This window comes from Humibacillus xanthopallidus (assembly GCF_044793955.1).
Classification (GTDB): domain Bacteria; phylum Actinomycetota; class Actinomycetes; order Actinomycetales; family Dermatophilaceae; genus Humibacillus; species Humibacillus xanthopallidus_C.
In genome coordinates this window covers 2373614-2389085 of record NZ_CP084995.1, presented here as the reverse complement: position 1 = coordinate 2389085, position 15472 = coordinate 2373614, and the positions used below count along the sequence as shown (strand labels likewise).

13 protein-coding genes are annotated in these 15472 nt (G+C 70.7%); 8 read left to right on the top strand and 5 right to left on the bottom strand.

Going from position 1 to position 15472, the window contains the following annotated elements:
* Positions 1 to 2: 2 nt before the first annotated feature.
* Positions 3 to 1205, bottom strand: coding sequence for a glycogen synthase (gene glgA, locus LG278_RS10525; RefSeq protein WP_404386854.1), 1203 nt, complete (start codon positions 1203 to 1205; stop codon positions 3 to 5).
* Between the two features lie 102 nt (positions 1206 to 1307).
* Between glgA and glgC the strand changes: the two genes are divergently transcribed.
* From glgC to cphA, 5 genes are all read left to right on the top strand, one after another.
* On the top strand, positions 1308 to 2567 hold the full coding sequence (glgC, locus tag LG278_RS10520) for a glucose-1-phosphate adenylyltransferase (protein WP_404386852.1): 1260 nt from the start codon (positions 1308 to 1310) through the stop codon (positions 2565 to 2567).
* Entirely contained in the window at positions 2564 to 3436 is an 873-nt protein-coding gene (locus LG278_RS10515; protein ID WP_404386850.1) for an LLM class F420-dependent oxidoreductase, read from the top strand. The genes glgC and LG278_RS10515 overlap by 4 nt, the downstream gene beginning before the upstream one ends.
* A 64-nt stretch (positions 3437 to 3500) precedes the next feature.
* Positions 3501 to 4766 carry a phosphoserine phosphatase SerB gene (gene serB, locus LG278_RS10510; RefSeq protein WP_404386848.1) on the top strand — a complete coding sequence of 422 codons (1266 nt, stop codon included), beginning with the start codon at positions 3501 to 3503 and terminating at the stop codon, positions 4764 to 4766.
* Positions 4767 to 4775: 9 nt separating this feature from the next.
* Complete coding sequence (locus LG278_RS10505; RefSeq protein ID WP_404386846.1) at positions 4776 to 5693, top strand: cyanophycinase; 918 nt, start codon at positions 4776 to 4778, stop codon at positions 5691 to 5693.
* 44 nt (positions 5694 to 5737) lie between these two features.
* Positions 5738 to 8626, top strand: coding sequence for a cyanophycin synthetase (gene cphA, locus LG278_RS10500; RefSeq protein ID WP_404386844.1), 2889 nt, complete (start codon positions 5738 to 5740; stop codon positions 8624 to 8626).
* A gap of 197 nt (positions 8627 to 8823) precedes the next feature.
* Here cphA and LG278_RS10495 read toward each other — a convergent pair whose 3' ends face one another.
* From LG278_RS10495 to LG278_RS10485, 3 genes are all read right to left on the bottom strand, one after another.
* Positions 8824 to 11142, bottom strand: coding sequence for a tetratricopeptide repeat protein (locus LG278_RS10495; RefSeq protein ID WP_404386842.1), 2319 nt, complete (start codon positions 11140 to 11142; stop codon positions 8824 to 8826).
* Between the two features lie 65 nt (positions 11143 to 11207).
* Positions 11208 to 11969 carry an enoyl-ACP reductase FabI gene (gene fabI / locus LG278_RS10490; RefSeq protein ID WP_404386840.1) on the bottom strand — a complete coding sequence of 254 codons (762 nt, stop codon included), beginning with the start codon at positions 11967 to 11969 and terminating at the stop codon, positions 11208 to 11210.
* A gap of 81 nt (positions 11970 to 12050) precedes the next feature.
* Positions 12051 to 12782, bottom strand: a complete 732-nt coding sequence (locus LG278_RS10485; RefSeq protein ID WP_404386838.1) for a beta-ketoacyl-ACP reductase — start codon at positions 12780 to 12782, stop codon at positions 12051 to 12053.
* Between the two features lie 116 nt (positions 12783 to 12898).
* Between LG278_RS10485 and LG278_RS10480 the strand changes: the two genes are divergently transcribed.
* Together LG278_RS10480 and LG278_RS10475 are read left to right on the top strand one after the other, a co-directional pair.
* Positions 12899 to 13192 (top strand): DUF3099 domain-containing protein, encoded by a 294-nt coding sequence (locus LG278_RS10480; protein ID WP_404386836.1) that lies wholly within the window; start codon positions 12899 to 12901, stop codon positions 13190 to 13192.
* Positions 13189 to 13419: a hypothetical protein gene (locus LG278_RS10475; protein WP_404386834.1), complete on the top strand. Its 231-nt coding sequence runs from the start codon at positions 13189 to 13191 to the stop codon at positions 13417 to 13419. The genes LG278_RS10480 and LG278_RS10475 overlap by 4 nt, the downstream gene beginning before the upstream one ends.
* A gap of 34 nt (positions 13420 to 13453) precedes the next feature.
* Here the strand turns inward: LG278_RS10475 and moaA are convergent, their stop codons facing one another.
* On the bottom strand, positions 13454 to 14503 hold the full coding sequence (gene moaA, locus LG278_RS10470) for a GTP 3',8-cyclase MoaA (RefSeq protein WP_404386832.1): 1050 nt from the start codon (positions 14501 to 14503) through the stop codon (positions 13454 to 13456).
* A 32-nt stretch (positions 14504 to 14535) separates the two neighbouring features.
* On the opposite strand from moaA, the gene LG278_RS10465 reads away from it, so the two are divergent.
* On the top strand, positions 14536 to 15357 hold the full coding sequence (locus LG278_RS10465; RefSeq protein ID WP_404386830.1) for an SURF1 family protein: 822 nt from the start codon (positions 14536 to 14538) through the stop codon (positions 15355 to 15357).
* Positions 15358 to 15472 lie beyond the last annotated feature (115 nt).

Here is a 15472-nt window from a genome sequence, read left to right as displayed (position 1 = left end):
CGTCAGGCGCCGAGCACTGCCCGATAGACCTCGAGCGTCCGGTCACCGATCGACGCCCAGGAGAAGGACTCGACGGCGCGGGTGCGACCCGACCGGCCGAAGGCGGCCGCGCGGTCGACGTCCGACACCGCCTCGTTGAGCGCCGCGGCCAGGTCGGCCACGAAGCGCCCGGGATCGACGGGCGTGCCGGTGCCGTCCTGCACCTGGTCGATGGGCACGAGCCAGCCCGTCTCGCCGTCGACGACGACCTCCGGGATGCCGCCGGTCGCGGTGGCGACCACGGGCAGCTCGCACGCCATCGCCTCGAGGTTGACGATGCCGAGCGGTTCGTAGACGGACGGGCAGGCGAACACCGTGCCGTGGCTCAGCAGGGCGATCACCTCGGCGCGCGGCAGCATGTCGGGAATCCAGACGACGCCCTCACGCTGCGACCGCAGGTCGTTCATGAGGCCCTCGACCTCGGCGAGGATCTCGGGGGTGTCGGGAGCGCCGGCACAGAGCACGAGCTGCACGTCCGGCGGCAGCTCGGCACACGCGCGCAGGAGGTAGGGCAGGCCCTTCTGACGCGTGATGCGGCCGACGAAGACGACGGACCGCTTGTCGGGGTCGACACCGTGCCGTCGCACGGTCTGGGTGGCCTCCGGGGAACGGTCGGCCGACCACAGCTGCGAGTCGATCCCGTTGTGCACCACGTGAACTCGGGCAGGATCGAGCGAGGGATAGCTCCTGAGGATGTCCTCACGCATGCCGGCGCTGACCGCGACGACGGCAGCCGCTCCCTCGTACGCGGTGCGCTCGGCCCACGACGAGACGCGGTAGCCGCCACCCAGCTGCTCGGCCTTCCAGGGGCGCATCGGCTCGAGGGAGTGAGCGGTCACGACGTGCGGCATACCTCCGAGGAGCGACGCCAGGTGACCGGCCATGTTGGCGTACCACGTGTGGGAGTGGACGAGGTCGGCGCCGACGCAGTCACCGGCCATGCTGACGTCGACGCCCAGGGTCTGCAGGGCGGCGTTGGACTGGCCGAGCTCCGGCAGGTCGGCATACGCCGTGGTGCCGGCCTCGTCGCGCGCGGCGCCGAAGCACCTCACCTGCACGTCGATGTCGCCGCGCTCTCGCAGGGCCCGGACGAGCTCGGCCACATGGACTCCGGCTCCTCCGTAGATGGCCGGGGGGTACTCCTTGCTGAGGATGTCGACGCGCACGGTCCGACCCTAGCCCGCCGGCCATCCCGAGGCGCGGAAAGACGAGTCCATTCCGCGCGCTGGACCTGCCGGTCCACCGAGGTTGCCCCTAGGGTGGCGTGCATGGCCCGACGAAGCGCTGCCGGTGGTCCCAAGGTCCTTGCAATCGTCCTCGCGGGGGGTGAGGGCAAGCGGCTCATGCCGTTGACGGCCGACCGTGCCAAACCCGCGGTGCCCTTCGGGGGCATCTACCGCCTCATCGACCTCGCGCTGTCCAACGTCGTCAACTCCGAGTACCGCAAGGTGGTCGTGCTGACGCAGTACAAGTCGCACAGCCTCGACGCGCACGTCACCAAGACGTGGCGGCTCTCGACCCTGCTCGGCAACTACATCACCACCGTGCCGGCGCAGCAGCGTGTCGACAAGAACTGGTATCTCGGCAGCGCCGACGCGATCTACCAGAGCCTCAACCTCATGCACGACGAGAAGCCCGACATCGTCGTGGTCGTGGGCGCCGACCACGTCTACCGCATGGACTTCAGCCAGATGGTCGAGCAGCACATCGAGTCGGGGGCTGCCTGCACCGTCGCAGCGATCCGCCAGCCGATCGCGATGGCGGACCAGTTCGGCGTCATCGAGGTCGACCCCGACGACCCGCAGCGCATCGCGGCCTTCCGCGAGAAGCCGTCCGACCCGGTGGGCCTGCCCGACAACCCCGGCGAGATCCTCGCCTCGATGGGCAACTACGTCTTCACGGCAGCCGCCCTCGAGGCGGCCGTGGTCCGCGACCACGACCGCGAGGGCAGCAAGAACGACATGGGCGGCGACATCGTGCCCGACTTCGTCAGCCGCGGTGAGGCCGCCGTCTACGACTTCGGCATCAACGAGGTGCCCGGGGCCACTGACCGTGACCGCGGCTACTGGCGCGACGTCGGCACGATCGAGTCCTACTACGACGCGCACATGGACCTCATCTCGATCCACCCCGTCTTCAACCTCTACAACTACGACTGGCCGATCTACACGAGCCACAGCCCCTACCCGCCGGCGAAGTTCGTTCACGGCAGCGGTGACCGCATCGGCGAGGCGCTCAACTCCGCGGTCTCGCCGGGCGTCGTCGTCTCCGGCGCCCACGTCTACGCCTCGGTTCTCTCGCCGCTCGTCAAGGTGCACTCCTACGCGAGCCTCCAGGGCTCCGTCCTGCTCGACAACGTCGAGGTGCACCGGCATGCCCAGGTGCGACGCGCCATCATCGACAAGAACGTCGTCGTGCCCGAGGGCGCCCAGATCGGCATCGACCACGAGCACGACCGTGCGCGGGGCTTCCACGTGACCGAGACGGGCATCGTCGTGGTCGGCAAGGGCCAGATCGTCACCCGATGACCGACGAGCAGGCCTCTCCCGCAAGCGCTTTGGACCCTCGGCCCGCCCGGGTCGGTATTCAGGTGCCCCCGCAGCACGCCACGTGGGCCCAGATCCGACAGACCGCCGCGACGCTCGAGGAGATGGGCGTCGACCTCCTGCTCAACTGGGACCACTTCTTCCCGCTGAGCGGTGACAGCGACGGCATGCACTTCGAGTGCTGGACGATGCTCGGCGCCTGGGCCGAGTCCACCGAACGCGTCGAGATCGGCGCGCTCGTGACGTGCAACAGCTATCGCAACCCCAGCCTGCTCGCCGACATGGCACGCACCGTCGACCACATCAGCGGCGGGCGGCTCGTGCTCGGCATCGGGTCGGGCTGGAAGCAGCTCGACTACGACGAGTACGGCTACGACTTCGGCACGGCGGGCGGCCGGCTCGACGACCTCGCACGCGACCTGCCGATCATCCGCGACCGGTGGAGCAGGCTCAACCCCGCGCCGACCCGCGACATCCCGATCCTCATCGGTGGCGGCGGCGAGAAGAAGACGCTGCGCATCGTCGCCGAGCACGCCGACATCTGGCACGGCTTCGGCGGTCCGGAGGAGATCGCCCACAAGCACCGGGTGCTCGACGAGTGGTGCGCCAGGCGTGGCCGCGACCCGCTCGAGATCGAGCGATCCGCCGGCGTCGCCTTCGTGCCGGGGCGCAACCCTGACCAGTCGGGTGACTACGCCGGCAACGCCCAGCAGCTGCACGACGTCGGCACCCGCCTCTTCACGGCGAGCGTCGCCGCGCACGACCCCGACCTCGGCCGGGTGCGCGACCTGCTGCTGTGGCGCGACGAGGTCAACCGCTCGGCACCGCCGACGGCGGCCTCCCCCTACTGACTCCTGACGGCCGTATGCCGGATGGCCGGGCGGGCGTCGACGCGGCCTCACTACCCTGACCCGGGTGACCGAAGCGAGCGCATCGTCCCTGCAGGCCGCCCCGGAGGGTCCCGACATCCACACTCTGAGCATCACGGTGACGGGTGACGACCGGCCCGGAGTCACGGGCACCCTCCTCGGCGCACTGTCCGGCGTCGGCGCCGAGGTGCTCGACATGCAGCAGGTCGTCGTGCAGGGCCACCTCACCCTCACGCTGCTGCTGCGCCCCGGCCAGCACGTCGAGCAGCTGCGTGACGCCGCCGCCGTGGCCGCCCACCGGCTGGGCCTCGTGCTCACCGTCAGCGAGGGCAGCGGCGACAACGCACGCCCGCGACAGGGACGCGCTGCCGTCGTCGTGCTCGGGGCCCCGTTGCGCGCCGATGCGGTCTCCCTCGTCACCACCCGCATCGCCGAGCACGGCGCCAACATCGACCGCATCCGCAGGCTCTCCCGCTACCCCGTGACCACCGTCGAGTTCGACATCTCCGGGGCGGACGTGCCGTCGCTGCGCACCGAGCTCGCTCTCGTCGCGACGTCCGAGGGCATCGACATCGCGGTCGCCCCCGGCGGCCTGGCCCGACGTGGTCGGCGACTGGTGGTGCTCGACGTCGACTCGACCCTCATCCAGCAGGAGGTCATCGAGCTGCTCGCGGCGCACTGCGGCCGTGAGGCCGAGGTGACCGAGGTGACGGCCCGCGCCATGGCCGGCGAGCTCGACTTCGAGGAGTCCCTGCGGGCGAGGGTCGCCACCCTCGCCGGCCTGCCGGCCTCGGTCCTCGACGAGGTGCGAGGGGCCATCGAGCTGACGCCCGGGGCCCGCACCCTCGTGCGCACGCTGAAGCGGCTCGGCTTCACCGTCGGGCTCGTGAGCGGTGGCTTCATCGAGATCGTCGGGGCGCTCGCCGACGACCTCGGCATCGACCACGCGCGCGCCAACCGCCTCGAGATCGAGGACGGTCGGCTCACGGGACGGGTCGTCGGCGAGGTCGTCGACCGTGCGGGCAAGGCCCGCGCGCTGCGCGAGTTCGCCGAGCAGGAGGGACTGCCACTCAGCCGCACCGTGGCGATCGGCGACGGCGCCAACGACCTCGACATGCTCGACGTCGCAGGCCTCGGGGTGGCCTTCAACGCCAAGCCGATCGTGCAGGAGCAGGCGCAGACCTCGGTCAACGTGCCCTACCTCGACTCCGTGCTCTACCTGCTCGGAATCTCCCGGGAGGAGATCGAGGAAGCCGATCTCGACGACGGCACGCCGACCCACGCTCCTCCGGTCCCCCACACGTCTCACTAGGCTGGCCCGATGCAGAGCGTGACATCGTCCGGATCGAGCCAGCGGTCCACCCCACGCCGCACCCTGCTCATCATCGGGGGCGCCGAGGACCGCATCGGGCGGTCGGTCGTGCTCAAGCGCTTCGTCAAGCTCGCCGGTGGGCGGCACTCGCACATCGTCGTCATCCCCACGGCCTCGTCGTTCGCGCTCGAGGTGTCCGAGGCCTACAGCGACGTGTTCACCCGGCTGCGCGGTGGCGAGGTCTCCGTCGTGCACCCCACCACCCGCCGTGAGTCGGGCGACCCCGACATGGTGGCCGCACTCGATGCGGCGACGGGCATCTTCATCACCGGCGGCAGCCAGGTCAAGCTCGCCCAGAACATCGTCGGCACCCCGGTGGGCGACGCCATCGTCCGCGCCTACGACCGCGGCGCGGTCGTCGCCGGCACCTCGGCCGGGGCCTCGATCATGAGCCGCTACATGATCTCGCTCGGCGAGGAGGGGCTGACGCCCCGGCAGCGCGCCAGCCAGATCTCGGCGGGGCTCGGGCTCGTCGAGGACGTCATCATCGACCAGCACTTCGACCAGCGCGGCCGCTACGGACGGCTCATGTCGATGGTCGCGGCCTCGCCCAACCTGCTCGGCATGGGCATCGACGAGAACACCGCGGCCGAGATCCGTGATGCCACGGTCATGTCCGTCATCGGTGCCGGCGCGATCTTCGTCGTGAACGCCCGCAACGCCATCACGGATGCCCCCGACGCGCGGCGCGGTGCCCCGCTGCTGGTTTCCGGAGCAGTGGTGCACACGCTGCCCACGGGCAGTACCTTCGACCTGCAGCACGTGGAGCTGACCGCCTTCGTCGAGCGTCACCCCGACATCGAGGGCGCGGTCGTGCCGGCCAAGGTCCGGGCCGCGCGCTCCACCTCGAGCAGCGCAGCTCACTGAGTCCCACGAGCAGTCCCGTCCAGACGACCCTCAGGAGGAGTTCCATGGCCGTCGAGGTCCCCACCCCCACCGGTCCGGCCCGCCCGGACCTCACGATCCTCGAGACGCGGATCTACCGGGGCCCCAACATCTGGTCCTACCAGCAGGCCATCCACCTCGTCGTCGACCTCGGCTCGCTCGAGGACTACCCGACCGTCTCGCTGCCGGGCTTCACCGAGCAGCTGCTCGAGGCGGTGCCCGGGCTGCACAACCACACCTGCTCCCGGGGTCGCCGGGGTGGTTTCGTCGAGCGGCTCCACGAGGGCACCTGGCTCGGCCACGTCGCCGAGCACGTCGCGCTCCAGCTCCAGACCCTCGCGGGCCACGAGTCGCGACGGGGCAAGACGCGCGCGGTCAAGGGGGTGCGTGGGCGCTACAACGTCGTCTACAGCTACACCGACGAGACCGTCGGCGTCGCCGCCGGCAAGCTCTCGGTCCGGCTGCTCAACCACCTCGTCGAGCCCCAGGACGACTTCGACTTCGAGACCGAGTTCAACGCCTTCCTGCGCCAGGCCGAACGCGTCGCCTTCGGTCCCTCGACGGCAGCCATCCTCGAGGAGGCCGCATCGCGCGACATCCCCTTCATCCGGCTCAACTCCGCCTCGCTCGTGCAGCTCGGCCAGGGCGTGCACGCCCAACGCATCCGGGCCACGATGACGTCGAGGACCGGTGCCCTCGCGGTCGACATCGCCAGTGACAAGGACCTCACGACCAAGCTGCTCGGCTCGGCCGGGCTTCCCGTCCCCAAGCAGGAGTCGGCCCGCACCATGCGCGGCACGGTCGAGGCGGCCCGCCGGATCGGCTTCCCCGTCGTCGTCAAGCCGCTCGACGGCAACCACGGCCGCGGCGTGTGCCTGGGTCTGATGAGCGACGAGGACGTCGAGAAGGCCTACGACATCGCCAAGGCCGAGTCGCGCCGCGGCACGATCATCGTCGAGTCCTTCGTCACCGGACGCGACTACCGCTGCCTCATCGTCGGCGGCAAGATGCAGGCGATCGCCGAGCGGGTGCCCGCCCACGTCATCGGAGACGGCTCCAGCACGGTGTCCGAGCTCGTCACCATCACCAACGCCGACCCGCGCCGCGGCGTCGGCCACGAGAAGGTCCTCACCAAGATCCGGGTCGACGCCAACGCCGAGGAGATCCTCGCGGGGCAGGGCTACACCCTCGACTCCGTGCCCCCCGAGGGCGAGATGGTCAAGCTCGCCCTGACGGGCAACATGTCGACCGGCGGCATCTCGATCGACCGCACCTTCGACGCCCACCCTGACAACGTCGAGATCGCCGAGGAGGCCGCCCGCATGGTCGGGCTCGACGTGGCGGGCATCGATTTCATCTGCCCCGACATCACCTATCCGGTGCGCGAGACCGGCGGCGCGATCTGCGAGGTGAATGCAGCACCCGGCTTCCGCATGCACACGCACCCGACCGTGGGTGAGCCGCAGTTCATCGCCAAGCCCGTCGTCGACCTGCTCTTCCCGCCGGGCGCCCAGTCCCGGGTGCCGATCGTCGCCGTCACCGGTACCAACGGCAAGACGACGACCTCACGCATGATCGCGCACATCTTCAAGGGCCTCGGACGCAAGGTCGGCATGACCTCGACCGACGGCGTCGTCATCGACGAGCGCCTCGTCATCAAGGCCGACGCCTCCGGCCCCCGGTCGGCGCGCATGGTCCTGCAGAACCCGCGCGTCGACTTCGCCGTCATGGAGGTCGCGCGCGGCGGCATCCTGCGCGAGGGTCTGGGCTACGACCGAAACGACATCGCGGTCGTCACCAACGTGCAGCCGGATCACTTGGGGCTCAAGGGGATCGACACGCTGCGACAGCTCGCCGACGTCAAGGCCGTCATCGTCGAGGCGGTGCCGCGCGACGGCTTCGCGGTGCTGAACGCCGACGACCCCAACGTGCGCAACATGCGCCGCAAGTGCTCGGGGGGCATCGTCTGGTTCACGATGGCCGAGCCGGGCAGCGAGGTCCGCGAGTTCGTCGACGACTACTGCCGTCGGGGTGGCCGGGCGGTCGTGCTCGAGCCCAGCGAACGCGGCGAGATGATCGTCATCAAGCACGGCCGTCGCAGCATGCAGCTCGCGTGGACCCACCTGCTTCCGGCGACCTTCGGCGGCGCGGCGCGCTTCAACGTGGCCAACTCCCTGGCCGCCGCCGGCGCTGCCTTCGCCGCCGGGGCCCCGCTGCACGACATCCGTCAGGGGCTGCGCACCTTCGCCACGACGTACTACCTCTCCCCCGGCCGCCTCAACCTCATCGAGGTGGGCAACGCCGACGTCTTCGTCGACTACTGCCACAACGCGGCCGGCATGAAGGAGCTCGGCGCGTTCGTCGACCGCTACGCCGCGCAGAAGCAGGGGCAGCACGACCTCACCAAGACCTCGCGCATCGGCATGATCGGCGCGGCCGGCGACCGTCGCGACGACGACATGCGTGAGCTCGGCCACGTGGCCGCACAGCACTTCGACGTCCTCGTCATTCGCGAGGACGAGCGTCTGCGCGGGCGCAAGCCCGGTGAGACAGCCAATCTCATCGCCGAGGGCGCGCAGACGGCGATGCAGGAGGGCGCGCGGTGCCGTCAGGTCGAGGTCGTCCTCGACGAGCTCGACGCCACGCGCCACGTCTTGGCCCGAACCAACCCCGGTGACCTCGTCGTCATGTGCGTCGACCAGCACGCGATGGTCGTTGCCGAGCTCGAGGAGCGCACCAAGCACGCGCAGGCCGGCGCCCGCATCGGGCTGCCCAGCGCAGCCACGAGCGACCCCGACCTCGACCCGACGACGATGACCACGACGGCCGAGGCGGAGGGCACCGAGGCCGAGGGCGAGGCACTGGCCGTCGTCCCCGGCGAGACGCACCCGCCCCTCGACGACACCGCCATCTGAGAATTCGTCGAGTGCCCAGTTCCCGACGCCCGAAAGTGGGCACTCGACTCAGGGTTGTCGTCGAGTGCTCAGTTTCCGACGCCCGAAAGTGGGCACTCGAACCGGGGCCCACGTCGAGTGCTCACGAGCCGACCGGCATACCCCCGTCGGGAACTGGGCACTCGAGATTGATTGGGGTATGCCGGTGGGCTGGGGCGTCAGTCGGCGCGAGCCGGTGCCAGCTCGTCGGCGTAGGCGCGCAGCGCGTGACGGTAGGACTGCGTGTCGACGTCCGACGTCGCATCGAGCGTCGCACGGATGAGGTCGGCGACCGCCTGGCGCTCCTGCCCGAGGTCTGCCTGCACGAGGGCGCGGAACATGATGGCGGCGGTGTTGTGCGGTCGCGCCTCGAGCACGTCGGCGACGATCGGAGCCGCCTCGGCAGCCCGCCCGACGGCGCGGAGGCTCGAGGCGAGCTGCAGCTGGGCGCGGTGGCGGTGCGGCTCCTTGAGCCCGCCCTCCAGCGCTTGCTCATAGAGCCCGATGGCTGCCTGCTCCTCGCCGGCGGCGTCCTTGGCCCCCGCGAGCTCGAAGACGAGCCGGACGTCGCCGGGGTGCTCGTCGACGAGCTGCTGCGCGGCGGCCACTCGGGCCGCCGGATCCTCCATCTGCCACAGCGCGGTGATCTCCGACTCGAGCTCGTGCTCTCCGCGAGAGGCCACGACCTTGCGTCGGATGGTGCGGGCGTCGTCGACGGTGCCGCCCTGGGCGCGGATCCAGGCGTCCACCTCGGAGCGCTCGGCGTGGCACATGAGCGCGAGCACGTCACCGTCGTGGGCGTGCGGCGCCAGGGCCTCGAGCGCGGCCAGCTCGGTGTCGTAGCCGGGCACATCGAGCACGCCCACCTTGGCGAGCCCTTCGCGGAAGAGGTCGAGCAGCCCCTCGACGGTGCGACCGCGGAGGTAGTGCTGGGCGACCTTGAGGGCCACCTCCTCGGCGCTGCGACCCGCGATCTCACCCATCGCGATGATCGCGTCGTCGGTGCGGTCGCCCGCGCAACCGAGGCCGAGCCGCACGGCGCCGCCGGGGGCCGCGAGCCCGTGGGCCACCTCGAGCAGGGCCTCGAGGCCGGCCTCGTTGTGGGCCATGTCCATGATGACCGTCGCGCGGCCCCCTGACTCCAGCGGCAGCGAGTAGGTGTTCATCCGGCCCCAGTTGTGCTCCGGGTCGGGCGCGAAGGTGCGCAGCCCCTCGATCACGGCGGAGCGCGCGACGCCGAGCCCCAGGGCGGCGGCCGCGCCGGCAAGGGCGTTGGCGATGTTGTTGTGCGACAGGCCCGAGAGCGTCATCGGCACGTCCACGACCTTGACGAGGCGGTCGGGATCGCCGTTCTGCGACAGCACGACAATCTCGCCGTCGAGCACGGTGATGCCGCGCCCGCCCTGGTTGATCGACTCCCACAGCGCCGGCGAGGCGGCATCGAGGCTGAAGGCCCACGGCTTGGCCTTGATGCCGTGCCGCATCGCCCAGACGCGTGGGTCGTCTCCGTTGAGCACGACCCATCCTTCCGGCTTGGTCACGGTCGTGACGATGGCCTTGACCTCGGCGAGCTGGTCGAGGGTGTCGATGCCGTGCAGCCCGAGGTGGTCGGCGCTCACATTCGTCACGACGCTCACGTCGTTCTGGGTGACCCCCATGCCCTTGAGCAGCATGCCGCCGCGGGCTGTCTCGAGGATGCCGATCTCGAGCCCGGGGGTCTCGAGCACGCCGCGGGCGCCGGCCGGCCCGGAGAAGTCACCCGCCTCCTTGGTCTCACCCATGACGACCACCCCGTCGGTCGAGCTCCACGCCGTGCGCAGCCCGGCGGTCATGCACATGTGCGCCATGAGACGCGTCGTCGTCGTCTTGCCGTTGGTGCCCGTGACGGAGGCGACCGGCACCCGCGGGGTGAGGACGCTGGGCGCAGGCCCGTCGGGCGCGGCGATGATGACGGCACCGGCGGCCTCGATGACCTCCTCCGCACGTCGGCTCCGGTCGAGCAGACCGGCGAGCATCACCCCGATCTGCTCCCCCGCGAGCTGCCCCCGGGTGCGGTGCGCCCACGGGAAGGCGAGGACGACGTCGTCGACCGTCTGGCCGGCGCGCACGCGCACCCCGAGCCGGCCGACGCCGATCTCGGAGCCGACCCGCTTGGTGACCGTGCGGATGACCCGCATCACGAAGCGCTGGCGCAGGGCGGTGCCGCGACGACCGGGGCGGGCGTTGCGCATGCCGAGTCGTCGGGCGAGCGCCTCGGCCTCGGTGCGGCGCATCGAGAGGTAGCCAGGCAGGTGCAGGCTCACCTTGATCGCGGGCCGGGCGAAGTAGAGATTGGGGCCGTCGAGCACCCGCACCTCGTCGACCCGCACTGCCGTCACCTCGGCAGACATCTCCGCAGACACCTCAGGAGACGTCGCGGCGACCGGCTCGGTGGGGTCGGAGCCAGTGCCTGGCTCGGACGTCAGGACGGGCGTGGAGGGGCTACCGGGGTCGGGCATGGGCAGGACTCTAGCGAGCCCGAACCGCCTCCGCTGCCGGGCGCCCACGCCTCACCGACAGACGGTCACTGCCCCATCGCGTGGACGCCCCCGTCGACGTGCACGATCTCGCCCGTCGTGGCTGGGAACCAGTCCGAGAGCAGGGCCACGCACGCCTTGGCTGCAGGCACCGGGTCGTTGACGTCCCAGCCCAGGGGCGCACGGTCGTCCCAGATCTTCTCGAACTGCTCGAAACCCGGGATCGACTTGGCCGCGGTCGTGCGGATCGGACCAGCCGCGACGAGGTTGCAGCGCACGTCCTTGGGGCCCAGGTCACGGGCGAGGTAGCGGTTGGTCGACTCGAACGCCGCCTTGGCCACGCCCATCCAGTCGTAGACCGGCCAGGCGAACTTCGCGTCGAAGGTGAGGCCGACGACGCTGCCGCCCTCGGACATCAGGGGCAGAGCGGCCACGGCGAGCGACTTGAGGCTGTAGGCCGAGATCTGCACCGCCGTCGAGACGTCCTCCCACGTGCCCTCGAGGAAGTTGAAGGCGCCCTGCGGCGCGAACCCGATGGAGTGCAGCACGCCGTCGAGTCCGTCGACGTGCTCGCGCAGCCGGTCGGCGAGGGTGTCGAGGTGCTCCTGGTCAGCGACGTCGAGCTCGATGACGACGGGCGTCTCGGGCAGCCGCTTGGCGATCGTCTGCGTGATCTTCATCGTGCGACCGAAGGAGGTGAGGACGACCGTCGCACCCTCCTGCTGAGCGATCTTGGCGACGTGGAACGCGATCGAGCTGTCCATGAGGACACCGGTGATGAGGAACTTCTTGCCTTCAAGGATTCCCATGCCTGCGACTTTCTCGAGTGGGTGGGGAGGCTTGCTGCACAAGGCGACTCACGGCATACGGCCGTATGCCGTCTGTCGGGGTCAGTGCCCCATGCCGAGTCCGCCGTCGACGGGGATCACGGCTCCGGTGACGTAGCCGGCGTCGTCGCTCGCCACGAAGCGCACGACGGAGGCGACCTCCTCGGGCGTCGCGAAGCGGCCCGCCGGGATGGTGGAGAGGTAGGCCTTCTTCTGCTCGTCGGGGAGCACGGCCGTCATCTCGGTGTCGATGAAGCCGGGGGCGACGACGTTGGCGGTGATTCCGCGGCCGCCGAGCTCGCGCGAGATCGAGCGGGCCAGGCCGACGAGCCCCGACTTCGATGCGGCGTAGTTGGTCTGGCCGGGCGAGCCGTAGAGGCCGACGACGCTGCTGATCAGCACGATGCGTCCCCGACGCTTACGGATCATGCCGGTGGCGGCACGCCGCGCGCACCGGAAGGCGCCGGCGAGGTTGGTGTCGATGACGCTGTCGAACTCCTCGTCGGTCATCCGCATGAGGAGGGTGTCCTTGGTGATGCCGGCGTTGGCGATCAGCACCTCGACGGGGCCACCGAAGATCTGCTCGGCCTCGGTGAAGGCTGCGTCGACCGAGGCCGAGTCGGTGACCTCGCACCGCACCGCGGTCAGTCCCTCGGGTGGCTCGCCCGAGCGCTGGGTGATGACGACGTTGTCGCCACCGGCCACGAACGCCCGGGCGATGGCCAGCCCGATGCCGCGGTTGCCGCCCGTGATGAGCACGTTGCGGGGGGTCTTCTCCTGCGCCTCTGCGGTCACTGCGCTCCTCCTGGGCCGGCCGTGCCGGCGGTCGATGCCTGCCCCGAAACCTAACGGACTACCGAAGGGTAGACACCGTCGTGGCCGACCGCCGGGTATCGATCTATCGTGGAGGTGTGGCAAGACTCCAGAACGAGCCCGTGGTGCACAGCGTCACGTCGGCGGCCAGCTCCACCACCGACGACCAGGATCAGCGCGTCAAGCGCTACCTGGTGATGATGGGCATCCGCGTGCTGTGCTTCGGCCTCGTCTTCGTCACGACGGGCTGGCTGCGCTGGGCCGCGGTCGCCGGAGCCGTGCTCATCCCCTACTTCGCGGTCATCGTCGCCAACGCGGTGCGACCCCGCGAGGCGGGCTCGATCCAGCCGGTCACCCCTCCGATCGACCGCACGCCCCGCCTCGGGCAGTGATCGGCGAGGTCGCACCCGTCGACGAGCACCTCTGCAGCGCCAAGGGGTGCCGACGCACCGCTGGCCACGCCGTCATCTGGCGCAACCCGAAACTGCACACGCCCGAGCGACGCAAGGTGTGGCTCGCCTGTGACGACCACCGCCAGTCGCTCGCCGATTTCGTCGCCCTGCGCGGCTTCCTCATCGAGGTCGTCGCGGTCGAGGACCTGACCGACGCCGACGGCTGAGGGCGCTGACGGCGCTGGCGGGCGCTGCCGGGCGCTAGCCCCCGATGGCCGACATCGGCCGGTCGGGCTGCACGAAGTCGGGGTCGTCGATGCCGTGGCCGCGGCGCTTGCGCCACATCTCCCCGCGGATGAGCCCGAGCAGCTCGTCGTCGGTGGCGCCCTCGCGCATCGGACCGCGGAGGTCGGTCTCCGTCGTCGAGAAGAGGCAGTTGCGCACCTGGCCGTCGGCGGTGAGCCGGGTGCGGTCGCACGCGGCGCAGAAGGGCTGGGTGACGCTGGCGATGATGCCGACCGTCGCCGGTCCGCCGTCGACGAGGAAGCGCTCGGCCGGCGCACTCCCCCGGTCGGCGGCCGGGAGTGGCGTCAGCGTGAAGCGTTCGGAGAGCCGGTCGCGGATCTCGTCGGCGCTGACCATGTCGTCCCGGTCCCACGCATGCTGCGCGTCGAGTGGCATCTGCTCGATGAAACGCAGCTCGTAGCCGCGGTCGAGGCACCACGCGAGCACGTCGGCGACGTCGGTGTCGTTGATGCCCCGCATGGCGACCGCGTTGACCTTGACCGGAGTGAGCCCGGCGTCGGCGGCGGCCTTGAGCCCGGCCTCCACGTCGGAGAGCCGGTCGCGCCGCGTGAGGTGCGTGAAGGTCTCGGAGTCGATGGTGTCGAGGCTGACGTTGACCCGGTCGAGACCGGCGTCGGCGAGCGGGCGGGCCAACCGGTCGAGTCCGACCCCGTTGGTGGTCATGGCGATGCGCGGGCGCGGGTCGAGCGCCGCGATGGCGTCCACGACGTCGACGAGCGAGCGTCGGAGCAGGGGCTCACCGCCCGTCAGGCGCACCTGGGTGATGCCGTCACGCACGAAGAGGCCGACGACCCGCACGAGCTCCTCGTCGGTGAGCATGTCGGGCTTGGGCAGCCACGGCAGCCCCTCGGCCGGCATGCAGTAGGTGCAGCGCAAGTTGCAGCGGTCGGTGACGGAGACCCGCAGGTCACGGGCGACCCTGCCGAACTGGTCGGCCAGACCGCTCAGGCCAGCAGGTCGCGTGGGCGCGGCCGACCGCACTGTCGGGTCGGGGAGGCGGATCATGAGACCCACTGTAAGCCGGGTACCGTCGAAGCGTGCTCCGACCCTGGCTGACGCGGCGATGGCTGCTGGGGACCCTCGTCGCGGTCCTCTTCGGCATCGCCTGCTTCTATGCCGGTCTGTGGCAGTGGCAGCGTCACGTCGAGCAGCGCACCAAGGTCGAGGCCATCGCGGCCAACTACGACGCCACCCCCGTGCCGTTGAGCAGTCTCGAGCCGCTCGGCCCCCTCGGCCTCGAGCAGCAGTGGACTCGGGTCACCGTGACCGGCACGTATGCCGCGGGGCGCGACCTGCTCGTGCGCAACCGCACGCTCGAGCAGACGGTCGGCTTCGAGGTGCTGACGCCCTTTGCGACCGACGGCCGGACGATCCTCGTCGACCGCGGCTGGGTGCCCAACGCGCAGGACGCCGAGACCGCACCCCCTGCCGACCCGCCCCCGACGGGCGAGGTGACCCTGACCGGCTGGCTGCGCACCGGCGAGCCCCAGCTCGGACGAGACCTCCCGCCACCACAACTGGCGAGCATCAGCATCGCCGACTCGCGGGCCCTGCGCCCCGAGCTCTCCCCCGACGACGTCTACCTCGTGCTCGGTGCCGAGCAGCCGGCTGCTGCTGCCGCCGGCGAGGACCCGGTGCGGCTTCTCCCCCGGCCCGAGGAGAACCTCGGGCCCCACCAGGCCTACGCCTACCAGTGGTGGCTCTTCATGCCGGGCGGTCTGGTCTTCATCGTCCTCGTGATGCGTCGTGAGCTGGCTGCCGGACGGGAGCTCGAGGACGCAGGCGCCGGTGACAGCACCCGCGAACCTCGCGTCGTCAAGGCAAAGAAGGTCCGTATCTGGGACGAAGAGGACGCCTGACGTCGCGTCTGCGGACCCCGGGCACCGGCTCGGATCCCTCCCGCACACTCGAGGAGCACGTCACCCCAACTCTCCGATCGAGCGAGCACCAGGTCGTCGTCCGCAGGTCGTCGAC